Origin of the sequence: Streptomyces hokutonensis, from assembly GCF_042751305.1 — a bacterium.
GTDB lineage: Bacteria > Actinomycetota > Actinomycetes > Streptomycetales > Streptomycetaceae > Streptomyces > Streptomyces hokutonensis_A.
Genome location: NZ_JBHYWD010000018.1, coordinates 120,282 through 143,096 on the forward strand (window position 1 = coordinate 120,282; position 22,815 = coordinate 143,096).

The 22,815-nt window shown below is 71.2% G+C and carries 18 protein-coding genes; 3 read left to right on the plus strand and 15 right to left on the minus strand.

What is annotated here, in order from left to right:
- Window positions 1-134: 134 nt before the first annotated feature.
- The 8 genes from ACFXC1_RS36680 to ACFXC1_RS36715 all read right to left on the minus strand — a co-directional run bounded on the left by ACFXC1_RS36680 (window position 135) and on the right by ACFXC1_RS36715 (window position 13,482).
- Window positions 135-992 (minus strand): S1 family peptidase, encoded by an 858-nt coding sequence (locus ACFXC1_RS36680; protein ID WP_381251191.1) that lies wholly within the window; start codon window positions 990-992, stop codon window positions 135-137.
- Window positions 993-1,124: 132 nt separating this feature from the next.
- Complete coding sequence (locus ACFXC1_RS36685; RefSeq protein ID WP_381251193.1) at window positions 1,125-2,666, minus strand: RNA polymerase sigma factor; 1,542 nt, start codon at window positions 2,664-2,666, stop codon at window positions 1,125-1,127.
- Window positions 2,667-3,096: 430 nt separating this feature from the next.
- Window positions 3,097-3,984, minus strand: a complete 888-nt coding sequence (locus ACFXC1_RS36690) for a FadR/GntR family transcriptional regulator (protein WP_086022045.1) — start codon at window positions 3,982-3,984, stop codon at window positions 3,097-3,099.
- 162 nt (window positions 3,985-4,146) lie between these two features.
- Window positions 4,147-6,246, minus strand: a complete 2,100-nt coding sequence (locus tag ACFXC1_RS36695; protein WP_381251195.1) for an ATP-binding cassette domain-containing protein — start codon at window positions 6,244-6,246, stop codon at window positions 4,147-4,149.
- 91 nt (window positions 6,247-6,337) lie between these two features.
- Window positions 6,338-7,096: an NUDIX hydrolase gene (locus ACFXC1_RS36700; protein ID WP_019072914.1), complete on the minus strand. Its 759-nt coding sequence runs from the start codon at window positions 7,094-7,096 to the stop codon at window positions 6,338-6,340.
- Window positions 7,097-7,225: 129 nt separating this feature from the next.
- On the minus strand, window positions 7,226-9,208 hold the full coding sequence (locus ACFXC1_RS36705) for a glycogen debranching N-terminal domain-containing protein (protein WP_381251197.1): 1,983 nt from the start codon (window positions 9,206-9,208) through the stop codon (window positions 7,226-7,228).
- A 458-nt stretch (window positions 9,209-9,666) separates the two neighbouring features.
- Window positions 9,667-11,154, minus strand: a complete 1,488-nt coding sequence (locus ACFXC1_RS36710; RefSeq protein ID WP_381251199.1) for a DUF4192 domain-containing protein — start codon at window positions 11,152-11,154, stop codon at window positions 9,667-9,669.
- A gap of 168 nt (window positions 11,155-11,322) precedes the next feature.
- Window positions 11,323-13,482, minus strand: coding sequence for a RecQ family ATP-dependent DNA helicase (locus tag ACFXC1_RS36715; RefSeq protein ID WP_381251201.1), 2,160 nt, complete (start codon window positions 13,480-13,482; stop codon window positions 11,323-11,325).
- Window positions 13,483-13,875: 393 nt separating this feature from the next.
- On the opposite strand from ACFXC1_RS36715, the gene ACFXC1_RS36720 reads away from it, so the two are divergent.
- A complete protein-coding gene (locus ACFXC1_RS36720) occupies window positions 13,876-14,511 on the plus strand; it encodes a hypothetical protein (RefSeq protein ID WP_019072910.1) in 636 nt (211 codons plus the stop codon).
- Between the two features lie 288 nt (window positions 14,512-14,799).
- Here ACFXC1_RS36720 and ACFXC1_RS36725 read toward each other — a convergent pair whose 3' ends face one another.
- The 3 genes from ACFXC1_RS36725 to ACFXC1_RS36735 form a co-directional block, all read right to left on the minus strand.
- A complete protein-coding gene (locus ACFXC1_RS36725; protein WP_381251203.1) occupies window positions 14,800-15,441 on the minus strand; it encodes a hypothetical protein in 642 nt (213 codons plus the stop codon).
- A 68-nt stretch (window positions 15,442-15,509) separates the two neighbouring features.
- Window positions 15,510-16,211, minus strand: coding sequence for a ribonuclease HII (locus tag ACFXC1_RS36730; RefSeq protein WP_381251205.1), 702 nt, complete (start codon window positions 16,209-16,211; stop codon window positions 15,510-15,512).
- Window positions 16,212-16,293: 82 nt separating this feature from the next.
- Entirely contained in the window at window positions 16,294-16,917 is a 624-nt protein-coding gene (locus ACFXC1_RS36735; RefSeq protein WP_381251207.1) for a TetR/AcrR family transcriptional regulator, read from the minus strand.
- Between the two features lie 187 nt (window positions 16,918-17,104).
- On the opposite strand from ACFXC1_RS36735, the gene ACFXC1_RS36740 reads away from it, so the two are divergent.
- Window positions 17,105-18,652, plus strand: a complete 1,548-nt coding sequence (locus ACFXC1_RS36740; RefSeq protein ID WP_381251209.1) for an MFS transporter — start codon at window positions 17,105-17,107, stop codon at window positions 18,650-18,652.
- 236 nt (window positions 18,653-18,888) lie between these two features.
- Here the strand turns inward: ACFXC1_RS36740 and ACFXC1_RS36745 are convergent, their stop codons facing one another.
- The 3 genes from ACFXC1_RS36745 to ACFXC1_RS36755 all read right to left on the minus strand — a co-directional run bounded on the left by ACFXC1_RS36745 (window position 18,889) and on the right by ACFXC1_RS36755 (window position 21,257).
- Window positions 18,889-19,830: an ADP-ribosylglycohydrolase family protein gene (locus ACFXC1_RS36745; protein ID WP_381251210.1), complete on the minus strand. Its 942-nt coding sequence runs from the start codon at window positions 19,828-19,830 to the stop codon at window positions 18,889-18,891.
- A gap of 12 nt (window positions 19,831-19,842) precedes the next feature.
- Window positions 19,843-20,502, minus strand: a complete 660-nt coding sequence (locus ACFXC1_RS36750; RefSeq protein WP_026179190.1) for a histidine phosphatase family protein — start codon at window positions 20,500-20,502, stop codon at window positions 19,843-19,845.
- A gap of 149 nt (window positions 20,503-20,651) precedes the next feature.
- On the minus strand, window positions 20,652-21,257 hold the full coding sequence (locus ACFXC1_RS36755; protein WP_043260002.1) for a YdbC family protein: 606 nt from the start codon (window positions 21,255-21,257) through the stop codon (window positions 20,652-20,654).
- Between the two features lie 155 nt (window positions 21,258-21,412).
- On the opposite strand from ACFXC1_RS36755, the gene ACFXC1_RS36760 reads away from it, so the two are divergent.
- On the plus strand, window positions 21,413-21,946 hold the full coding sequence (locus tag ACFXC1_RS36760; RefSeq protein WP_381251212.1) for a TerD family protein: 534 nt from the start codon (window positions 21,413-21,415) through the stop codon (window positions 21,944-21,946).
- Window positions 21,947-21,967: 21 nt separating this feature from the next.
- On the opposite strand, the gene ACFXC1_RS36765 is transcribed toward ACFXC1_RS36760, so the two are convergent.
- Window positions 21,968-22,660, minus strand: coding sequence for a DUF6215 domain-containing protein (locus ACFXC1_RS36765; RefSeq protein WP_381251214.1), 693 nt, complete (start codon window positions 22,658-22,660; stop codon window positions 21,968-21,970).
- Between the last annotated feature and the right edge of the window lie 155 nt (window positions 22,661-22,815).

Consider the following 22,815-nt stretch of genomic DNA (forward strand, 5'->3'; position numbering starts at 1 on the left):
CCCTCCTCCTCTCACAACCCCCCACACACAAACCACCCACCCCACCCCCACACCCCACCCCCCCCCCACCCAAACCCCACACCCCCCCCTCACCCCCCCCCGTCCTCGTATCCACGAATGCCCCTCTGCGGCCGTCAGGAGCCCTTGTGCGGCCCCGGCGCGCCGCGGTGGCGGCCGAGCGTCCGGACGACGTCGGACACCCGCGTGTAGACGCCGGGGCTCCCGGCCCGCCCGCACCCGCTGCCCCACGACACCAGCCCGATCAGCCGGCCCTGCGCGACCAGCGGCCCCCCGCTGTCCCCCTGACAGGCGTCACGGCCTCCCTGAGGCTCTCCGGCGCACAGCATGGCCTCGGGGAGATAGGTACCGTCCGTGCTGCCCGGATACGCCTCCTCGCAGCGGGCGTCGGGCAGCACATGGACGCGCGCTGCGTGCAGGCTGCCCGCGTAGTCGCCGCCTCCACTGAGATCGCCCCAGCCGTAGACCGTGGCGGCCGTGCCCGGCCGGTAGGCAGGGTCACCCGTGGCCGCCATCCCGATGACGGAACTCTGGGGCAGCGGCGCGGCGAGGGTGAGCACGGCGAAGTCGCCGGCATTGCTGACGGTGTCGTAGGCCGGGTTGACCCACACGTCCCGTACGGCGATCGCCTGGCCGCTGCCCGAGAGCAGGTCCGTACGGCCCGCGAGGACCTTGAGGTCGCCCGCGCGATTCGGTGGCGCACCCAGGACGTCGTCGCCCATGCAGTGGGCCGCGGTCAGCACGGTGGTCCGGGTCACGGCGACACCGCCGCAGAACTGCCCCGCCCGGGTACCCCCGAACCGGTCACTGCTGGAGAGAGCCACCGTCCACGGGCTCTCGGAGACATCGACCGGGAACCCGCCGACGACGATGCTGTCGGCGGCCACGGGGGCCGCGGAGACCAGCGGTATGGCGGACGCGGCAGCCGCCAGGACCAGCGGCCGGGTCAGGGCCCGGGCAAAGGGACGACGCATGCACGTTCCTCACTCTGGGATGGTCATGAGAGACCCAGAGTGATCCAGCGCACCGCACCGCGCACCCGCGGCCAGCACGAAGGCCCGGCTCCCTGACGGGAAACCGGGCCTTCCGTGTCGTACGACTTCGACCTAGTCGAGGTAGTCGCGCAGCACCTGCGAACGCGACGGGTGGCGCAGCTTCGACATGGTCTTGGACTCGATCTGGCGGATGCGCTCACGGGTGACCCCGTACACCTTGCCGATCTCGTCGAGGGTCTTCGGCTGACCGTCGGTGAGACCGAAGCGCATCGAGACCACACCGGCCTCGCGCTCGGACAGGGTGTCCAGGACGGAGTGCAGCTGCTCCTGGAGGAGCGTGAAGCTGACCGCGTCGGCCGGGACCACGGCCTCGGAGTCCTCGATGAGGTCACCGAACTCGCTGTCGCCGTCCTCACCCAGGGGAGTGTGCAGGGAGATCGGCTCGCGGCCGTACTTCTGGACCTCGATGACCTTCTCCGGGGTCATGTCGAGTTCCTTGGCCAGCTCCTCCGGGGTGGGCTCGCGGCCCAGGTCCTGGAGCATCTGGCGCTGGACGCGCGCGAGCTTGTTGATGACCTCGACCATGTGCACCGGGATACGGATGGTGCGGGCCTGGTCGGCCATCGCGCGGGTGATCGCCTGACGGATCCACCAGGTGGCGTACGTGGAGAACTTGTAGCCCTTGGTGTAGTCGAACTTCTCCACCGCGCGGATGAGACCGAGGTTGCCCTCCTGGATGAGGTCCAGGAAGAGCATGCCGCGGCCGGTGTAGCGCTTGGCCAGGGAGACCACCAGACGGAGGTTGGCCTCCAGGAGGTGGTTCTTGGCGCGGCGGCCGTCCTCGGCGATGATCTCCAGCTCGCGCTTGAGCTTGGGGGCGAGCTTGTCGGCGTTGGCCAGCTTGTCCTCGGCGAACAGACCGGCCTCGATGCGCTTGGCGAGCTCGACCTCCTGCTCGGCGTTGAGGAGGGGGACCTTGCCGATCTGCTTGAGGTAGTCCTTGACGGGGTCGGCGGTGGCACCGGCGGCGGCGACCTGCTGCGCGGGCGCGTCGTCCTCGTCCTCGTCGGAGAGTACGAAGCCGGCGCTCTCGGCGCCCTCGGGCTCGTCCCCGGTCTTGCCGGGGGTCTCCTCGACGGCCTCGTCGTCGACGAGCTCGGCGTCGTCCTTCTTGGCGCTGGTCTTCTTGGCCGCCGCAGCAGTCGTCTTCTTGGCGGCGACCTTCTTGGCGACCGCCTTCTTGGCGGGCGCCGCCTTCTTGGCAACGGCCTTCTGGGCGTCGTCCTCGGCGGGAGCGTCGGCGAGGGGCGCCACCGGAGTCGCGGTGGCGGTGGCCTTCTTGGCGGTCACCGTCTTCGCGGCGACCGTCTTGGTGGCGGTGCGCTTCGCCGGACTCTTCGCTGCGACGCTCTTTCGGGTGCGCTTGGGCTCCGCGGCACTGACCATCAGCGTCACACCCTCTTCCTCGAGGATCTGGTTGAGGCTGCGCAGTACGTTCTTCCACTGAGTGGCCGGAATCTGGTCAGCTTCGAAGGCCCGACGCACGTCATCGCCGGCGATCTGCCCCTCAGCCTTTCCCCGCTCGATGAGCGCCATGACAGAGACGGACTCGGCGATCTCCGGCGGGAGCGTACGGGATGTGCTGGCCGACACGAACAACCTCTCGGAACGATGGAAAACGGCTTCCGGCCCCGTCCGGTACGGACAGGAACCGACGACCGCCGACTGGGGATGGGCCGACGGCGCGGGCTGGGGCCGGGAAGAATCACAGCGCCTTGAACGGCGTCCGTATTCCCTTCCGCGGCTGTCACCTCTTAGGTCATCGCGCAGTTCCCGCGAGCGTTACGCCCAATCTGCGTGGCCCGAGTCACACCCCGTAAGCGCTCAAAAACGGTCAGACACGGGCAGAGGAGGTCACCCAGGGCCGCGAGAGGCACTTCTCAGCGAGATCCGGCACCCCGTCGCACCGCCGGACCCCGCCGGTTCCCTGGAGGATCCTGCGGGGTCCGGCGGAAGACGGCGACCAGGCCGGGCGGCGCCACAAGAGCGCGGCGCGTCTCGACCGAGCCTGCCACCCCGCGCGTCAGTGCTCGCGCGGGGCGGGCACCACGCGCTCCACCTCGGGGTGCACGATGAGCAGCTGCCGCATGGCTGCCTCGGCCGCCGCGCCGTCGCCTGCGGCGAGAGCGTCGACGATCCGGGCGTGGTGCGCCAGGGAGGCGTCGTTCGGGCGGTCACAGCCCGTGACCGGGCCGCCGGAGACCTGGAGGGCGGAGGAGACGATCCCGGAAAGGTGCTCCAGCATGCGGTTGCCCGCGACCTGGATGAGCAGCGAGTGGAACTCGGCGTCCGCGCGGGAGAAGGTCAGCGCGTCGCCCTGCGCCATGGCGTGGCCCATGATCTCGACCATGTCGGAGAGGCGCTGCTGGACGTCCTCGCGCCCGTGCCCGGCGGCGAGGCGCGCGGCGAGCGGCTCGATCGTCCAGCGCAGCTCGCTCAGCTCGCGGCGCTGGTTGTCCCGCTGCGGGCCGAAGGCGCGCCACTCGATGATGTCCGGGTCGAGCAGGTTCCAGTCGCTGACGGGACGCACGCGCGTGCCGACGTTCGGGCGGGCGCTGACCAGGCCCTTGGCCTCCAGGACGCGCAGCGACTCGCGGACGACGGTGCGGGAGACCTCGAAGCGCTGGCCGATCTCCTCGGGCACCAGCGGGCGGTCGGCGCCCAGGTCGCCGGAGACGATCATCTGACCCAGCTGCTGGACGAGTTGGCCGTGCAGTCCGCGTCCGCGGCTGCCCGCGGCACGACGGCCCACGCGGCCCAGCTCGGGGTCGGAACCGTCCCAGGAGGGGGCTCCGAGGCGCTCGGTGACGGGCGCCTCGGCATAGGGGTAGCGGTCGAGTTCGCCCGGGCCGGCGAGACCGGAGTCTGCGGAGCGGGCGGCGGTCATCATGGTGTGCGCAAGGGTACTCACGGATCCTTTGTCGGCGTTGGCCCCAACTCCCTTGAGGTCTTTGGTGAAAAGCACACGAAAGGGTGATCGCTCACCCCGTCGCAATTGACGCCTTATCGGAAAGAAATGGGCTTTCTCCGGGGAGTTGTGCGCAGAGCGGGACCTGAAGGGCGCGCACGGTCGTCATCGGACCCTGCTACGCAGGGTCGTGAGCAGATACGCGCAGAGCAGTGCGGTCAGCGACAACGTCAGTGCCCCGCCCACGGGTTGGGCGATCACCCGCGCCGCCGCGGACAGATACCGCTCTCCCCCGAAGGGCCACTGCAGCAGGAACACCTTCCGCATCCGCAGGGGAAAGCCCGCCGCGGCCCGCACGGCCGGCCCTTCCAACGCCTTGTGCACGAGGGGTACGACGAGAATCGGTACGGCGACCACCGCGGCGAGCCCGGCCGTGGTGGACCGGAAGATGCCCGCGGCCAGCACTCCGGCCCAGGCGCACCCGACGAGCAGGCCGGTCCAACTCGCGCTCGCCGAAAGCCAGTCGGCGGGAACCTGCGCGAGCTCCCGTCCGTATACGAGATAGAGCGCCTCGGCGTCGCAGCCCACCGTGAGAAAGCCCAGCAGCAGCGCGGTGGCCGCGGAGACGAGGAGCTTCGCGAGGAGCAGCCCCATCCGCCTGGGGACGGTTCCACGGTCCGCTGCCAGGGCAGGGTGCCTGAACTCGTCGCCGAAGGCGAACGCCCCGAGCAGTCCCGCGCCGAGCGCCGCAGGCGGCAGGGGCAGTTCCCGCGGCCACGCGGCCAGCAGGCGCGGCTGCGGGGTGTGTCCGATCCGGGCCAACAGCAGTGCGGTGAGGGCGGACACGACGAGTACGGCGACCCCGGTCAGGAACCCGGTGCCGATACCGGTGGCACGGCGCAGCTCGTAGCGGAGCGGGCGCAGCGGACTGGGGGCGGAGCGGACGGAGATGGGGGGCGGGAGCGGGGACAGGGCGTCGAGAGTGACGGTTCGCGAAGGGCGCGGGGCACGCGCGGGAGGCATGGCGCCTGTTGCCTCTTCGGGGTCGACGAGAGGGACCAGTCGGGAGCGGGCGGGACTCGGCGCGCGGGGGCCGGGTGTCGCAGGGAGGCTTGCGGTGGTCGGCTGAGCCACGGGGTCAACGGCGGTGTCCCGCAAGGGGCGGACGGCGGCCGCCTGTTCCTCGTACGGCGGGTGGGCTTGTGCGGCAGGTTCCGGTTCTTCGCCGGCGGAGGGCTCGGAGGTGGGCAGCGCAGGTGTGATCGGGGGTGACTGCTCGGCGAACGGCACGCCCGTTAGAGGCGATCCCGTCACGGCCGGCGACGAGGGGGCAGGCACGCGCGGCTCGTCAGTGGTTTCCGGCTCGCCTCCTGGCGCCGTACCGGCCCCAGGCCCCATGTCACCGATCTCGTCGGCGAGTTGGTGGACGAGGATGTCGTGCCGGAACGCAGTCTCGCCGACGTCCGCGCACGTACTGCCGTACACGGAGAGGCGGTTGCCCTCCTCCCGCACGACCTCGACGGAGCGGTGGGCGGTGCGGGCCTCCTTGGTGAGGAGGGCGGCGAGGCGGGCGGCGTGCGGGGTGCGGACCGCGACGCGGGGGCGCAACCGGGTGCGGGCGAAGTCTCCGGCCTCCTGGTCGGCGACGAGTCTGCCCTGTTCGAGGGTGACCACCCGATCGGCGCTGCGGGCGGCCTCCTTGGGGTCGGCCGTGGTGAACAGGACCGTGCCGCCCTGGGCGGCGTGCGCGCGCAGCATGCCGTACAGCCAACGGCTTTCGCGGGCGGAGAGTTCGTCCGCCGGTTCGTCCAGCACCAGTGTGTGCGGGTCGGACAGCAGGGCGCAGGCGAGGCCCAGGCGGCGGTCCATGCCGCGCGCGAGACTGCCGAGGCGTTCGTCGCGGAGGCTCACGAGGCCGACCACTTCGAGGACCTCGTCGGCCCGCCGGGCCGGAACACCCGCCGCGGCACACAGCAACCGCAGATGGCCGCGGACCGAGCGGGCCGGATGCCCCGGCACATCACCCAGGAGCACGCCGACCTCGCGCGACGGGTGGGCGATGCGATGCAGGGGGCGGCCCCTGAAGTAGGTGATTCCACGCCCCTGTTGGAGTTCTAGCATGAGCCTGAGCGCGGTCGTCTTCCCCGCGCCCGGTGCTCCGAGGAGTGCGGTGACACTGCCCGCACGGGCCTCGAAGGAGACGTCGTCGACGGCGGGCGGATGCTCCTTGCGGGCGTTGCTGGTCAGTCCGAAGGCCTGGATCACCCACAGCAAGATAGCGCGCTATGTCCGTTTTTCCGGGTACCGAACGGCCCGCACCGCAACGCTTGGTCACCCCGTCCGCGGTGCTACGACGTCACACCTCGGGGCGCAGCATCGGCGGGTTGAGCAGCGTGGCCCCGCCGGCCCGGAACAGCTGCGCCGGGCGTCCGCCCTGACGGGTCGTCGTGCCGCCGGTCGGGACGAGGAAGCCGGGCGTGCCGGTCACCTTGCGGTGGAAGTTGCGCGGGTCGAGCGCCACGCCCCACACCGCCTCGTAGACGCGGCGCAGTTCACCGACGGTGAATTCGGTGGGGCAGAACGCCGTGGCCAGAGACGAGTACTCGATCTTCGAACGGGCGCGCTCCACCCCGTCGGACAGGATCTGCGCATGGTCGAAGGCGAGCGGCGCCACCGGGTCGCCGTCGCGCCCGAAGCCGCCCTGTTGCAGCAACTCCTCTACGGGTGCCCAGCGCGCGTTGCTGGCGTCACCGCCGGCGCGGGGTGCGGGCAGGTCGGGAGCGAGTGCGAGGTGGGCGACGCTGACGACGCGCATCCGCGGGTCACGCTTGGGGTCGCCGTACGTCGCGAGCTGCTCCAGATGCGCTCCGTTGTCCTGGGCGGGGACCGCCGGGTCGTGGGCGCGCAGTCCCGTCTCCTCGGCCAGTTCGCGGGCAGCGGCCTGGGCCAGGTCCTCGTCGGCCCGTACGAAGCCGCCCGGCAGCGCCCAGCGTCCCTGAAAGGGCGGCTCGCCCCTGCGTACCGCCAGCCCGCACAGAGCATGGCGGCGCACGGTCAGCACGACCAGGTCCACGGTGACGGCGAAGGGCGGATACGCTGACGGGTCGTAGGACATGCGGCGATCATAGTCGTCTGCCTGACGATAAACACTCCCTTCGTCGGTACCGCCGCGACTGATCCACTTCGGTGCGATACGCGGTCGATCCTCCGCTTACGGCCGCCGCCCACACGGACTCGTACGAGGTCACGCTCCCAATTGCAGTCCGTCGGCCGCCTCCTCGACCATGGCGACACCGAGTCGGCCTACCCGTACGGAGAACGGGGCGCCCGCGACCCGCAGCCCCGTCAGACCGATCTCTCCGAGCGGCGCGCTGCGGACCGGACGGAGGGTGACCGTCCCGGCGGGGGCGTCCGGGCGGATGCCCGCGAGGGTGGTCAGCAGCAGTACCCCGGCGGCGGCAGCCGTGGCCGCCGGGCGGCAGGCGGCCGGGTGAGGAACGGGAGCGCTCCCCTCCGTCCGTTGCTCCCCCGCGTACATCTCGGGGAGCCGGTGTCCGAACGCCTCGGCCGCCGCCAGGACGCCCCGCAACAGTGAAGTGGCCGCCTTCTCGTAGCCGCCGGCGGCCAGGCCCGCGACCACGATCGCCGTCTCCTGCACGCGCACGGCGCCGCTCCGATGGCCGAACGGGCTGAATCCCGGTTCCTTCGCGCCCAGGCCGCGCAGTCCCCAGCCCGAGTCCATGGCCGGGCTCCCGAGCAGTCGGGCGAGTTGTTCGGCCCGCGCCTTGTCGAGCAGGCCGGGTGCGTACTCGCCGCCGCCCAGCAGTCCGGTGTCGAGGAGATGGGCCGCGGTCGCGCAGAGGTGCGGCACGAGACGTCCGTCCGGAAGCCGGGCCGCCGCCGGACGACCGCCGCCCAGGTCCCCGATCCAGAAGTCCGCGCGGAAGACGGTGCGCAACTCCTGGGCCCATTCTCGGAGTTCGGCACCGCCGGGTCTGCCGAACGCGTCCAGCAGATCGGCTCCGAGCAGTGCTGCCCGGTGGGCGTGGGCCTGTGTCTCGCAGCGGACCGGTCCACCGGGCTGCGGGTCGCGCAGATAGGTGCCGTCGCCGACGGTGGTCCGCAGCCAGGTCAGACAGCGCTCGGCGGCCGGCAGCAACTCCCGTGTCTCCTGCTCCGGAAGCCCCCAGCGACGCGCCTCCGCGAGCAGCACCGGGAAGAGCAGGGTCGCCTCCGTCCCCGTGCAGCCCGGCGGGAGATGGGCACCCGCATCCCGGCGCGGTCCCGGGATCATTCCGAACTGTGCTCCGGGGCGTGGGAGTTGGGTCCGGGCCAGGGTCCGCAGTGTGCCCGCGGCGAGCCGGGTGCCGAGGGGCAGGGTCATGCGGGCCGCCGTGAGCGACTCCGCCGGGGCCAGACCGCACCGCCAGGGCGCCCCGGCCGCGAGGTGTGTGTCGGCGGGGTGCGCCGGGTCGCGCATCAGCAGTGCCTGGAGATCCTCGACGCTGGTGCGCAGCAGCGCCTGGACTCGGGGGTCGTCACCGGTCGCCCGTGCGGAGGCCAGGGGGCTGGTCGCCCCGTGGCCCACGGCCCGGACCGGTCCCGCGCCGTCCGGCCGTACCCGCAGCTCCACGCTCGCCGTACCGCCCGGCGGCAGTTCGAACTCCCAGCGCAGCAGCCCAGCGGAGGCCAGCGCGTCGGCGGGCGGCGGGTCGGCGGTGACCGTCGAGTTCCCAGTGGCACCGGACCAGCGCAGCCCCGAGTCGTGCACGGTGGCGGGGAGTTCGGGTCCCGTGCCGCCCGCGGCGATCGCGCCCAGGTCCGCCAGGTCGGTGCCGAGCGCCACCTCGACCGGCAGGCGCAGCGGGCGCCAGGACACGCTGCGCAGTGTGATGCGCTCCGTGCCGTCGGCGTGCCGGGTCCGCTCGACCACGAGGTCGGGGTCCGGGCCGCAGTCCGGGGACACCCGCACGGTTCCGACGAAACGCGCGCGGTCGGCCCCCGTCATCCTGGCCTGCACGGCCAGCGGTTCGCGTCCGGCCACCCGCACCTGACAGCGGGAGAGCACCCGCCGGCCCGCGCGGTAGAACCCCTCGAGCCCCCGGCCATTCAGCTGGCCCTGCTCGGTGGAGACGGCGAGGCCCGGGAGGGCGACGCAGATCAGCGTGTTGTGAGTGGGCGGCAGTTCGACGGAACGGCGGGGCGCCGGACGAGGCGCGTGTGACACGGGACTCTGCGGCGGGGAGAGCGAAGAGGACCGGAGCGGGGACGGGGATGGAGACCGGGACGGGGGTGGCGGTGGACGGCGGATCCGGCCGGGCGCCAAGCCCCCCGCCAGCCGCTGCGACGGCTGCGACGGCTGCGACGGCTGCGACGGCTGCGACGGCTGCGACGGCTGCGACGGCTGCGACAAGCTTCCGCCAGGGCGGTCACCGGCATCGGAGGGCGGAGTCGGCTGATGCATGGGCGGCTTCTTTTGCGCTCTGTGCGCCTCGGACGTGTTCGGCGCCGGATGGAGAGTCCCGGGAGGACAAGGGCTGTACGGCGACACGGCCCGATCAGGCGTTCCGCCACTCAGGTGAACGGAACCGGGCTCCTCCTGGTCACGCCCGCAACCGGGGAAGCCGACCGAATGGCGGCGAGGCGGAGGAGACGGACGCGCGGCACCGGTCCCCCACCTCTTGATCACCCGTCCCCCTCAATGCCGTTGCTCCCCGGCAGAGGCCGCTCCGAGCAGGCGTCACGGCGCCGCGAACCGCTCTTCCCGGAGGTGCGGGCACGCGTGCCGCCGGGACGTGCGGTGCCCTGCGCCGGTGTGCGAGGGCGGGAGCCGTCCGGTTCTGCGGAACGCGGGCGACCCTCGACTCCGTCGGCGGTACGGGAGCGGCGCCGACGGCGCGAAGCCGTGGGCAATGCTGTCGATGCCGGGACTTCGCCGGAAACACTCGCGCCCCGCGGTACTGAACCGTCGGCCACCTCCGCGTCGGCCGCCACCGCACGGTCCTTCCGCTCCGCGCGCAGACAGCGACGGATCGACTCCGGGTCCAGGCCCTCGTTGCAGGCCTGGTGCAGGAGGCGGGCGAACAGGTAGTCGGAGTCGGCGCCCAGGGCCATGGCCAGGGCTTCCCGGGCCTCCAGGTCGTCGCCGGTCGACCAGGCGACCCAGCCCGCCAGTGTGAGAGGGGCCGCGGCGTGTTCGCCGTAGGGCCCGACGCAGCGGCGGGCCAGGGCGCGCCAGAGGCGCAGAGCCGGAGCCGCTTCGTCGCCCTCCATCCACTCGGCCGCGCGATCGCGGGTCGTGCGGTCCTGAAGGCCGAGGATCAGTGCGGCCGCTTCGTCGTGGGCGAGCAGTTCGTCGTCGCGCAGGTCCGACTGGAGCGCGCCGGACACGGGTGGTGCCGCGGCGAACCGGCGGATGATCAACTGGGCGAGGTCCAGCGTCTCCTGCGCCACGTCCACCCGCTCGGCCTCGTCGAGGATCCGGGGCACCAGGGCCATGCCGGCGGCGTCCAGGGCGGCTTCCTGCTCCAGCGCAGCGGCCGTCTCCCACGGTTGCAGCCTGCTGCGCAACTCGCGCAGTGTGCCGCGCACTTGGAGCCCCGCGTAGGTCGCCGCGGCGGCCAGCACGGAGGTACCGGGCAGACCCATCGGGGAACCGTCGACCGGGCAGCATCCCTCGATCGGGCAGCAGTAGGACCAGAAACGGCCGTCCGAGATGCAGAGTGCCTCGATGACCGTCACATCGAGACGGCCGCACTCGGTGCGCAGGCTCTGCACCAGGGGACGTAGCCGCTCCATGACCTGGCGCCCCGACTCGCCGGGCGCCGGTTCCTGGCAGACGTAGGCGATCATCTGCTCGGGGCGGGTGCCCCTGCGCTCGCTGCCGGTCACCAGGCCGTGGGCCAACTGCCGTGCTACGGACGCCCAGTCCTCCGCGCCGGCGGGAATACCGAGCCGGGCTCGGCCGCCGAAGCGGCCCCGGCCGCCGCGATCGTGCAGGGCGACGAGGACGATGCTGTCCTCGGGGCGGTATCCGAGGAGGTAGGGCAGGGCGTCGGCGAGTTCGGCCGGGGTGCGCAGGGTGACCTGGTGGTCGGCGCCGTGCCGGTCGTACGCGGTGGGCTCGATGTCGCCGTTTTCAGAGGATCCGGTCGTTTCGCTGTGATTCGTCATGCGTTGACGATCTCGCGAATCGCCCCATTCCGCTTGAGGCTGTGGATAAGTCCGGTCAGGGGCACGTCATATGGAGTCCGGTGCGGCCAAGTCGGTCCGGGCGACCGGGATATGTGGACCCGAATCGCACGTTCAGCCGCCTGCCAAAACGGATCCCGCTACGGGATCTCAGCCCGCCGCGGCAAGGACCAGTGGAAGAACCTGTTCGCTGCCTGCCCGGCGGAGCAGGCGGGCGGCGACCGCCAGGGTCCAGCCGGAGTCGGTGTAGTCGTCCACGAGCAGGACGGGACCGGGATTGGCGGCCAGGGCGCCGGCCAGTTCCTCGGAGACGGCGAAGGCGTCGGACAGGGCCCTGAGGCGTTGGGCGGAGTTGCTGCGGCGGGCCGCGTGCGTGCCGTCCGGGCCGGTGTGCGTCAGGGTGCCGAGGAGGGGGAGGCGGCCGATGGTCGCGATGCCCTGGGCGAGGGAACCGACCAGTTGCGGACGGGCCAGGGACGGTACCGCCACGACTCCCACGGGACGGTCGGAGGCGTCGGTGACGTTCGGCGCCCAACCCCCAGGAGAACGCGCCCAGTCGGCGAGGACCGCCACCGCGGCCTTCAGGACGTCGTCGGGGACCGGGCCGTCGGATGCGTTCTCGGCAAGCAGCGGACGCAGCCGGTTGCCCCAGCCGATGTCCGAGAGCCGTCCCAGGGCACGTCCCGTGGAGCACTGGTCCTTGGCCGGGATACGACCCTTGAGGTCGACGCCCAGCGCGGGCATCCCGGTCGGCCACATCCGGCGCGGCTCGATCTCCGTGCCCGGTCGGTCCAGTTCCTTCGTCGCTCCTGTCAGCGTCTCCGCAGAGACCGACGAGTCGATCCAGGCGCCCGCGCAGTTGTCGCAACGGCCGCAGGGCACCGCGCCTTCGTCGTCCAGCTGCCGGCGCAGGAACTCCATCCGGCACTGGGACGTGCTCACGTAGTCGCGCATGGCCTGCTGCTCGGCCGCTCGCTGCTTGGCCACCCAGGCGTACCGCTCGGCGTCGTACACCCACTCGGTTCCGGTGGCCGCCCAGCCGCCCTTGACTCGCTTGACGGCTCCGTCGACGTCCAGGACCTTCAGCATCGTCTCCAGGCGGCTGCGCCGGAGATCCACCGCCGTCTCCAGGGCCGGTACGGACAGCGGCCGTCCCGCGTCGGCGAGGGCCGAGAGGGTCTGGCGGACCTGTGTCTCGGGCGGGAAGGCCGTATCGGCGAAGTAGCGCCAGATGGCCTCGTCCTCCCTGCCCGGCAGGAGCAGTACGTCGGCGTGCGCCACACCGCGTCCCGCGCGGCCCACCTGCTGGTAGTAGGCGATCGGCGAGGAGGGCGAGCCGAGGTGGACCACGAAGCCCAAATCCGGCTTGTCGTAGCCCATGCCCAGGGCCGATGTGGCGACCAGGGCCTTGACGCGGTTCTCCTGGAGGTCGATCTCGGCCTGCAGCCGGTCGGCGTTCTCCGTCTTCCCGGTGTACGAGGCGACCTTGAAGCCGCGTTGCCGCAGGAAGGCGGTGGCCTCTTCGGCGGCGGCCACGGTGAGCGTGTAGATGATCCCCGAGCCCGGCAGCTCGTCCAGGTGCTCGGCGAGCCAGGCCAGGCGGTGTGCGGCGTCCGGGAGTTGGACCACCCCAAGCCGCAGGCTCTCCCGCTCCAGCGGGCCGCGCAGCACCAGGGCCTCACCGGCGCCCGTGCCCAGTTGCTCGGCCACATCGGCGGTCACGCGCGCGTTGGCGGTCGCCGTCGTGGCGAGCACCGGTACGCCTGCGGGCAGTTCGGCCAGCATCGCCCGCAGCCGGCGGTAGTCCGGGCGGAAGTCGTGTCCCCAGTCGGAGATGCAGTGGGCCTCGTCGACCACCAACAGGCCGGTCGTGGCCGCGAGTCTGGGCAGCACCTGGTCGCGGAAATCCACGGAGTTGAGCCGCTCCGGGCTGACGAGGAGGACGTCGGTCTCGCCCTTTTCGACCTCTCCGTAGATGCTCTCCCACTCCTCCGGGTTGGCCGAGTTGATGGTGTGCGCCCGGATGCCGGCCCGTGCCGCCGACTCGACCTGGTTGCGCATAAGGGCCAGCAGCGGCGAGATGATCACCGTGGGCCCGGAGCCGCGCCGACGCAGCAGGGCGGTGGCGACGAAGTACACCGCCGACTTGCCCCAGCCGGTGCGCTGCACCACCAGCGCGCGCCGGCGCTCCTCCACGAGGGCGGCCACCGCCTGCCACTGGTCCTCGCGCAGCCGCGCCGTACCGCTCGGATCACCGACCAGCTCGGCGAGGATGGCGTCGGCTTCGGCACGCAGCTCCTGGTTGCTCATGACCCCATGCAACCTCACGCCACTGACAACGGCCCAATCCCCCGCCGCGGTGAAGAGGCGCTTCCAGCCGTCCTGACCGCCTGTCCCGGACGCCCCACTCACGCTGGCCGACCTGCTCCCTCTGGACCTTTCGCACCTCAATGGCGTACGAAAGTGTGGTGCTCGATCGCCCCAGGCGTCGCCGGACAACGCATTGGGTAGGGATATAAGCCACAGACCATCACATAAGGGGCTGTGGCCCCATTTGCTCGTTGCCGCATCCCAGTTCGACAGCAAGAATTGGAGTCCGCTCCCCGCACGGCTCGTCCGTGATCCGGTAGGGCTCTGCTGCGGTGTGCGCTCCCCCGAATCCGACCTCGCCCGCAGTATGGGCGCGTAGCCGAAGGGAGGACCGTGACCTTCGGATTCGCTCCGTCCTCCGCGGCATCCACGTCGACGTCAGCCGACCTGTCCGCCGCTTCCGCCAACCCTCTGGCCCGTATGCTCGAACCCTCCGAGTGGGCCGCCGCCGGAATCCCCCTGCTGCGCAATCCCCGCGAGGTCGTCAGCGGGCTGCACTCCCGGCACCGCCCGAGACCGGCGACCGCGATCGTGGCCGTCCTCGACCCGGACGAGCGGCTGCTCGCGAGCGCCTCGTTCGTCCGCCGGTCCGCCCCGGCCGACGGCTGGATGTTCCGCAACGCGCTGCTCGCGCAGCTGCGTCGGGTCATCCCGCACGACCTGCGCCGCCGCACCCCGGTGCGCACCGCCGTGCTGCTCTACTGCCGTGAGGGCGACGCGCGTTGGACGGAGGAGGACGGGGCGTGGATGTGGGGGCTGCGCGACGCCTGCACGCTGCACGGGCTGCGCTGCGGGGCGTACATCACGCTGACCCGTGACGGCTGGCAGGTGCTCGGCGAGGGGCGCGGCGGCCGACGCCCGAGCGCGGACTCGACGCCGGAACCTTTCGCCATGTCCGAGGTACCGCCCCTGCTGCCCCGCACCGGCGGCGCCGCCTCGGAGGTCCTGCGCCGCGCCGCGGCCCGCTGAAACCCGGTCCGGGCTCCGCGCCCGGACCGCACAGCGGCACGAGACCGCTACTGGAGAGTCCGTACGACGCCGGGAAGGTCCGTACGACGCCGGGCCGCCCCGAGTGGGGACTCCCGCCCGGACGAGTCACCGCCTTTGGCACGGAACGCCTGTGGAAGGCGCCCTTCGTCAACCGCGCCCGGCCTTCCGGGTACGGCGAAGCGCTCACCGTGCACAGCCGGAGGCGACGGCGCCCGAGGTGGCCACCGTCGGCCTCCGAGAGGCTTCCGGACGTTCCGGAGACGGCTCTCAGACGCCCGCGCCCAGCACCGAGTTGATCTGCTGCGGGTCGCCGCAGACGATCAGCAGGGCACCGGCCCGGCCGAGGGCCAGCGGCAGCGCGGTGGCGGCAACGGTGTCGAGGCCTCCGTTGACGGCGACCACGACGACGGGTCGGGACGCCGCCCGGCCCGCGACGGCGGCGTCCGCGTAGAAGACGTCGTCGCGCGCGTCGTGCTGCGCCCAGTAGGACGCTTCGCCGAAGGACAGTTCATGGGCGGCCCACGGGTGCGGTTCGCCGGTGGTGATCACCAGCACGTCACCGGGGGTACGGCCCGACTCCAGAAGCAGGTCGACGGCTTCCTCGGCGGCGTCCAGCGCACCCTCGGCCGAGGCCGGGACGAGTTGGATCTGCGGGGTCGCCGCAGCGGTGCCGGAGGTGGCGGGGGCAGCCGGACCGGACGGTCCGGGCTTGGCGGCGGCCACGTCACGCGGTGTGCGTTGCACCGGCGCCGTGGGCCGCAGAGGGCCGGGGCGACCGGGACGCGGCGGCGCCGCGGGGCGGGGGCCTGGTACGGGACGGGGGGTCGGCGCGACGCGGCCGCTGGCCGGAGTGGCGCGGGGACCCTGGGCACTCTCGTGAATCTGAGGCTCCTCGGGAATGAGAGGCATGAGCTGATTTTTATCAAACGTTGGCGCCGCTCGCGTCGGCGGGTGGCACATGAGTGCGAGCGGAACGGTCAGAAGTCGAAGCCGAGCTGCCCCTCGATCTCCGGAACGTTTCCCTCCGCCCAACTGCGGGCCTTCTTGAGGTGCCGCCACTGGGGCAACGCATCAAGATAAGCCCACGACAACCGGTGGTACGGGGTGGGGCCCCGCTCCTCCAGCGCGGCCTTGTGCACGGGTGACGGATACCCGGCGTTGGCCGCAAAAGCGAAGTCTGCATGGTCGATGCCCAGTTCGGCCATCATTTTGTCGCGCTGAACCTTGGCGATCACCGAAGCGGCGGCCACCGCCACGCACGACTGGTCGCCCTTGATCACCGTACGGACCCGCCAAGGGGCCCCGAGGTAATCGTGCTTCCCGTCGAGAATGACCGCGTCCGGGCGAACCGGCAAGGCCTCGAGAGCACGCACCGCGGCGAGCCGCAGCGCGGCCGTCATCCCCAGGTCGTCGATCTCCTCCGGGGAGGCGTGTCCCAGGGCGTAGGCCGTGACCCACTCGCGGAGTTCCTCGGCGAGTTGGGTACGCCGCCTGACCGCGATGAGCTTGGAGTCGGTGAGGCCTTCGGGGGGTCGGCGCAGTCCGGTGACCGCCGCGCAGACGGTGACGGGCCCGGCCCACGCGCCGCGCCCCACCTCGTCGACGCCGGCAATGACCTTGGCTCCGGTCGTGGCGCGAAGTGAGCGCTCGACGGTGTGAGTAGGTGGTTCGTACGGCATGGCGATCTCAGGGTACGCCGCCCGGGACTGCCTGCGACACCCCGGCTTCCCCGGGCCCCCTCAGGACCGTCCCGGCCCGGCTTCACTCACCGCTCGGCCGGAGCAGCGGAAGCATCAACTGGTCGAGCATTTCCTCGATCTCCCGGTCGCTCCATTCACTGCCGCACACCTTCGATCTGTACATCATCATCGCCGGGACAGCGTCGAAGACATAGCCGTTGGACGCGTCGGGGCGAACCTGGCCCCGCTCGATTCCCCGGTCAACAGCGTCGCGGATCAGCCGGATCGTCGGTTCCACGACCCCTTCGACGATCACGCCGTGGAAGCGATCCGCCTGCGCCATATCGCATTCGTGAATCACCGCACGCAGGGCGGATCCGGGGCGCGAGAACATCGCGTCGCGCGCCCGCGTGCACAGCGCCAGCAGATCCGCACGCACATCGCCGAGATCGGGCCCCTCGTCCAGGGGCGGCAGTCCGGCCTGCAACGCGTCCACGACGAGGTCTTCCTTCGACGACCAGCGGCGGTAGACCGCGGCCTTGCCGGTCTGGGCGCCGGCGGCGACGCCTTCCATCGTGAGGGCGTTCCATCCGACCGTACTGAGTTGCTCCAGTGCGGCGTCCAGGATCGCGCGTTCGAGCACGGCGCCGCGACGGCGGAGGGAGGTCGCCCGAGCGGGGGCGGCCGTCCAGCCCGAAGTAACCATCTGAGTCTCTCCAGCGAGCAGTGGAATGGGGAATTCCGGGGATCGGGGACACGTCGCGCGGCAGCGACGGGGGACGCGTCACGCTCGGGCGAGTTAAGTGAACGCTTGCGTTCACTGTCGGGGACTCACTACCGTTGACGCGGCAGTGAACGCGGGCGTTCACTAACACACTTGTGGGGGACCCATAGTGACAACCTCTCAGTTGACCCAGAAGCCAAAACCAGGAGCGGCCCGCCGGGAGGGGCATCCCGGCATCGCGCTCGCGGTCATCGCGGCCTGCCAACTCATGGTGGTACTCGACGCGACGATTGTGAATATCGCTCTCCCGCACATTCAAGCCGCGCTCAGTTTCAGCACCACCGACCTGACATGGGTCGTAAGCGCCTACACACTCACCTTCGGCGGCCTGCTGCTTCTCGGCGGCCGGGCCGGAGACATCCTCGGCCGGCGCCGGGTGTTCATCACCGGCATCCTGCTCTTCACCTTCGCCTCGCTGCTCGGCGGACTCGCCCAGGAACCCTGGCAGTTGCTGGCCGCACGCGTCCTGCAGGGCGTGGGTGGCGCGATCGCGTCTCCCACCTCGCTGGCGCTCATCACCACCACGTTCCCCGAAGGCCCGGAACGCAACCGGGCGTTCGGCGTCTTCGCCGCGGTCTCGGCGGGCGGCGGCGCGATCGGTCTGCTCGCGGGCGGCATGCTCACCGAGTGGCTCGACTGGCGCTGGGTGCTCTTCGTCAACGTGCCGATCGGCCTGCTGATCGCCGCACTCACACCGCTCTACATCAGCGAGTCCGAGCGGGCCACCGGCCGGTTCGACATCGCGGGCGCGCTGACCTCGACGGCGGGCATGGCATCCCTCGTCTACGGCTTCATCCGCGCGGCGGACAAGGGGTGGCGCGACAGCCTGACCATCGGGTCCTTCGGCGCGGCGGCGGTCCTGCTGCTGGCCTTCGTGATCACCGAGTCCAGGGCCAAGGAACCGATCACCCCACTCAGGATGTTCGCCGACCGCAATCGCTCGGGCACGTACGTGATCATGCTGAGCCTGGCCGCCGCGATGTTCGGCATGTTCTTCTACATCGTGCTCTTCGTGCAGAACGTGCTGGGGTACAGCCCGATCCAGGCGGGTCTCGCGTTCCTGCCGGTGACGGTCGTGATCGCGGCCGGCGCGGGACTCTCCCAGCAGTTCCTGCCGCGGTTCGGACCACGGCCGTTCATGCTCGTCGGCTCGGCCCTCGCGGTGATCGGGCTGGCCTGGCAGACCCTGATCAGCTCGGACAGCTCGTACGTCGGCGGAGTGCTCGGCCCCATGCTGGTGTTCGGCTTCGGCATGGGCCTGAACTTCGTGACGCTGACGATCACCGCCGTGTCCGGTGTCGCCCCGCACGAGGCGGGCGCGGCGTCCGCGTTGCTCAACGCCATGCAGCAGGTTGGCGGTTCGCTCGGTCTGTCCATCCTGACCACGGTGTTCGGCTCGGCCAGCCGGGACGAGGCGAAGAAGCAGCTGCCGAAGTTCCTGGCCAATGGGTCGGCGGAGCAGAAGCAGGAGTTCGCCAAGTCGCATCAGCTGCCCGCTCCTTGGGGGCACGAGGTGCTCGCGCACGGCATCTCGACGGCCTTCATCCCGGCCGCCGCGATGGCCGTACTCGCCCTGGTCACCGCCTGGTTGGTGATCCGGGTCCGCAAGAGCGACCTCGAAGCCCTCGCGGGCACGGCGGGTCCGGGAATCGCCTGACCGGTCGGGCCCGGCCTGGGCCCGACCGACCGGCAACAGCACCGGCGCCGGCGTCGACATCGGCGAAAACCTCATGACCACCCCCACAACTCTCGCGTCCTGTCTGTCCTGTGTGGACCCATGTGTCACACGGCAGCTGCCAGGACAACGGCCGGGCGGTCACGCAGAGTTCCCATCGGGCACAGAGAGTTTCCGTCGCGTGGGGGGGGCCACGCTGGGCAAGGACGTCGGAGCCGTCAGACGGCTGTCGGCGCCCAGTCCGGCAGCGCCTCCGTCCGCTCCACCCACTCGGCGGGCGGCGTCCCGGCCTTCCCGCCGGCGATCACGCCGCCCACGATGGCGCAGGTGGTGTCCACGTCGCCGCCGACCTGCCCGGTGGTCCAGAACGCCTGTGCGTAGTCGCCGAGGCCGCGAGCGGCCGACCAAAGCGCGAAGGGCACCGTGTCGTGCGCTGTCGTACGACGTCCGCAGCCCAGCACCGCGGCGACGGTGTCGGCATCGGCGTAGTCGAGCATGTCGCGGGCGCGCCGCAGTCCCGTTCCGACGGCGCTCTTCGGGACGAGGGCGATGACGCCGTCGAGGAGTGCCTCGGCGCTGGGCGGGCCGCCGGGGTCGGCGGCCAGTGCGGCTGCCGCGGCGACGGCCATGGCGCCGACGACGCCCTCACGGTGCTGGTGCGTGGGGTAGGCCGAGATCTCGGCCTGGTGGGTCGCCTGCTCGGGATCGTCCGCGTACCAGGCGCCCAGGGGCGCGATCCGCATCGCCGCGCCGTTGCCCCATGAGCCCTGCCCGTTGAAGAGCGCGGCGGACAGCTCGCGCCAGTCGCCGCCTTCCCGGACAAGGCGCAGCAACCGGTTGACGGCGGGGCCGTAGCCGCGGTCGAAGTCGTGGTGGTGCGCGAAGGAGTGGGCCAGTGCATCCTGGTCGACGCGGTGGTGGGCGGCGAGGACCGCGACCACGGAGCAGGCCATCTCCGTGTCGTCCGTCCACTGCCAGGGCGCCGGGGGCAGCTCATGGCGCTTGAGGAGCGGGTAGTTCACGGGGACGAAGAACTGGGAGCCCAGCGCGTCCCCCACGGCGAGTCCGCGCAGGCTGGCCAGGGCGCGGCCCAGGCGGCCGCCGGGAGCGTCAGGAGAATCGGAGAAATTGGAGGAGTCGGAAGAGGAGTCGGCTGTCATCGGTCCGTCAGCCTACCCACTGATCCCGTAGGGTTCCGGATCCCGCCAGCTGTCGAACGGCCTGTCCAGCGCGTAGCGGCCGTCGTCTCCGAGAACGAGCATCCGCATCTCGGCGTTCCCCGGATTGGACAGGGACTCGAACTCCGCGACCGTCCAGTGGAACCAGCGCATGCAGAACAGCCGCATCGCCAGGCCGTGCGTCACCAGGAGGACGTTCGGCGGGTGGTCGGGCGCCTCGAAACTGCGGTACAGGCTCTCCAGGAAGCCGCCGACCCGGTCGTAGACGTCGGCGCCGGACTCGCCCTGGGCGAAGCGGTAGAAGAAGTGCCCGTAGGCGTCCCGGTACGCCTTCTGGAGGCGTACGTCGTCGCGGTCCTGCCAGTTCCCCCAGTCCTGTTCGCGGAGCCGGGGTTCCTCGCGTACGCGTACGAGGTCGGGGTCGAGATGGAAGGCGCGGAAGGTCTCGTGGGTGCGGCGGTACGGGGAGACGTAGACGCTGATGCGCTCGCGGCCGAACACCTCCCGCAGCCGCTTGCCGGTCTCCTCGGCCTGACGCCATCCCTGGTCGGTCAGCGCCAGGGCATGGTCGGGTTCACGCTCGTAAACGGTGTCATCAACATTGCCCGTTGACTCGCCGTGCCGGACAAGGACGATGCGCCGTGGTCGTGCCATGCCAAAACCCTAGATCCAGTGGTGGCATATCGAGCACTCGTACGGGCTCCATACGGCGTAGGTCACACGAATTCTGCCCGATGGGCCACATAGGGGCGCACGATTCACACACCGGGACGTCGGTGACGGCACTCCCGTCAGTCCGGAATTCAAACCGTCCAGCTCGGTTCCAGCTCCACGATGTCCCCCGTGAGGGACGCCACGTCCGCCTCGATCTGGGCCCTCAGAGCGAGCCGCTCCACTCGCTCGGTGCGGTATTTGCCGTGCTCGGCGGCCGAGTGCCACATCGAGAGCACCATGAACTCATGTCCCGGGGCCTCGCCGAACAGCCCTCTGAGCATGCCCGGGGAGCCGGCCATCGCGGGGTTCCACACCTTCTCCTGCATCAGCGTGAAGTGCTCGGCGCGCTCCTCGTGGACACGGCACAGGGCCACCCGCACCAGGTCGGCGTCGGTGAAGCGCGGCTCGAAGCCGGTCTTCACGTCGAACCGGTGGTCGAACAGCTTGACCTGCGCGTCCTTGAAGGTGCCCGCCTGAGCCGACGCCAGCCGGTCGTGGGATCGGGCCATGAAGGAGTCGTAGAAGGCACGGCTTTCCCAGAACGCGAAAATGTGTGCCACTCCTGGCCGCGCTCTGCTCCAGCCTCCCCCCTGTCCCCGAAATCCCGGCTCCCCCAGAAGCCCCGCCCACTTTCGCTGCCCGCGCTCGAAGCCGCGACGGTCCATCACGGTGCAGCGAATCCACTTGACCAGCACCGCGCCATCGTAAGGCCACGGAGCGTGGCGCCGGTCACGCTCCGGCGGAGATCGTCCGCGCACACGCCCCCGCGCGCGTGGCACGATGGACAACGAACGCTGATCGCCCGGCAGTTGGGGCGCGCGATCGAGGCGCACGGGGAAGGGGAACTGTGGTGAACGGCCTCAACAAGGGGATCCGCAAGGCGGAAGTCGGACTCCAGTGGGATCCGAGTCCCACCGGGCAACCGCCTGTCGATCTGGACATCGTCGCCACCACGTATGTGGCGAGTGATCTCTACGGCACTCCCGCGTACGCGGTGCACTTCGACAGCCGGTCCCCCGACGGCACCATCTATCTCAACCGGGACAGCAAGGACGGCAAGGGCTTCGGCTGGGACGAGGTCATGACGCTGGAGCTCGACCGGCTCGCCGACCGGTACGCGCGCGTGGTGGTCGGTGTCGTCATCCAGCAGCGGGTGGCCCACCGCACGTTCGTGAACGTCCTCAACCCGAAGCTGCGCATCCGCGAGGGGTACAGCGTCCTCACCGAGGAGGACTTCGGGGACGTCCTCGGTGCGACGGCGGCGACGGTCGGGGAGTTCACCCGGGACGAGTCCGGAAGCTGGGACTTCCATCCCGGCATCCAGGGCTTCGACGACGACCCGGCGACCTTCACCAGGACGATGGGCAGGGCTCGGCAGTCCTGAGCCCTGCCCTCGGGCGGCTCGTCAGCCGGCGGTCCAGCCCGGGACCGTCGGCAGCACCTCCTCGGCGATGCGGAACAGCGCCTCGTCGTCGGGCGGCACATCGTCCTGACGCCAGATGGATATCTCGAAGGAGTCGCCGCCGTCCTTGGCGCTCGTGGAGACCAGCAGACTCCGGGCGATGCCTCCGGGGCCCGAACTGGCCTCGCCGCCGCCGAGGTTGAAGCTGATGGCGATGGTCCGGTCGGAGTAGAGGACGGCCGGGTGCCCCAGGACCATCTTCACCTGCGAGGTCGCGTCCACGTAGCGGGCCGCCTGGGCGACGGGAATGTCGTCGTAGGACGCCGACAGCCGCACGGAGTACGTCCTCAGGTCAACGTCCGCCTCAGGACTGGCAATCTTGGTGCCGCCGGCCAGCGTCATCCAGCCCGCGCTGCCCGAGGCGGTCTCCGCGTGCTCGTCCGGAGTCCCCAGGAGCACCGGAAGGTCCGCGCGGTTCAGCGCGGTACAGAGCGCTGTCGGCGAGACGTACTTCGCCGGCAGGGTCTTGTCCGTACTCGCCGTGCAGACCGCCGGTTTGGTGTCCTGCGCCGTCTTCGGCAGGACTCCCCCGAGCCCCCACAGACCACCCACGACGCCGCCGACCACCACTACCGCCGCGACTGCCTGGGCCCCCGCCCGCATACCCTTTTCGGGCTCGACGAAATCGTCGGCCATGTCCCCCACCCTCCCCTGTGCGCACGCTATGCGCGCTGAGGGAGATTAACCGCTGATCGTTCTGCTGGGAAACCGGATTCTCCCCGGGGCGGGAAACGCCGAGGGCGGCGAAGCCGGAACACCCGACTCCGCCGCCCTGACCAGCTAGTTCACTT

Excerpts from the sequence above, each read along its gene's own strand:
- ACFXC1_RS36710 (WP_381251199.1), bottom strand. The coding sequence starts at position 11,154 with ATGACGAATCACAGCGAAACGACCGGATCCTCTGAAAACGGCGACATC.
- ACFXC1_RS36735 (WP_381251207.1), bottom strand. The coding sequence starts at position 16,917 with ATGGTTACTTCGGGCTGGACGGCCGCCCCCGCTCGGGCGACCTCCCTC.
- ACFXC1_RS36765 (WP_381251214.1), bottom strand. The coding sequence starts at position 22,660 with ATGGCCGACGATTTCGTCGAGCCCGAAAAGGGTATGCGGGCGGGGGCC.
- ACFXC1_RS36750 (WP_026179190.1), bottom strand. The coding sequence starts at position 20,502 with ATGGCACGACCACGGCGCATCGTCCTTGTCCGGCACGGCGAGTCAACG.
- ACFXC1_RS36730 (WP_381251205.1), bottom strand. The coding sequence starts at position 16,211 with ATGCCGTACGAACCACCTACTCACACCGTCGAGCGCTCACTTCGCGCC.
- ACFXC1_RS36725 (WP_381251203.1), bottom strand. The coding sequence starts at position 15,441 with ATGCCTCTCATTCCCGAGGAGCCTCAGATTCACGAGAGTGCCCAGGGT.
- ACFXC1_RS36700 (WP_019072914.1), bottom strand. The coding sequence starts at position 7,096 with ATGTCCTACGACCCGTCAGCGTATCCGCCCTTCGCCGTCACCGTGGAC.
- ACFXC1_RS36680 (WP_381251191.1), bottom strand. The coding sequence starts at position 992 with ATGCGTCGTCCCTTTGCCCGGGCCCTGACCCGGCCGCTGGTCCTGGCG.
- ACFXC1_RS36715 (WP_381251201.1), bottom strand. The coding sequence starts at position 13,482 with ATGAGCAACCAGGAGCTGCGTGCCGAAGCCGACGCCATCCTCGCCGAG.
- ACFXC1_RS36745 (WP_381251210.1), bottom strand. The coding sequence starts at position 19,830 with ATGACAGCCGACTCCTCTTCCGACTCCTCCAATTTCTCCGATTCTCCT.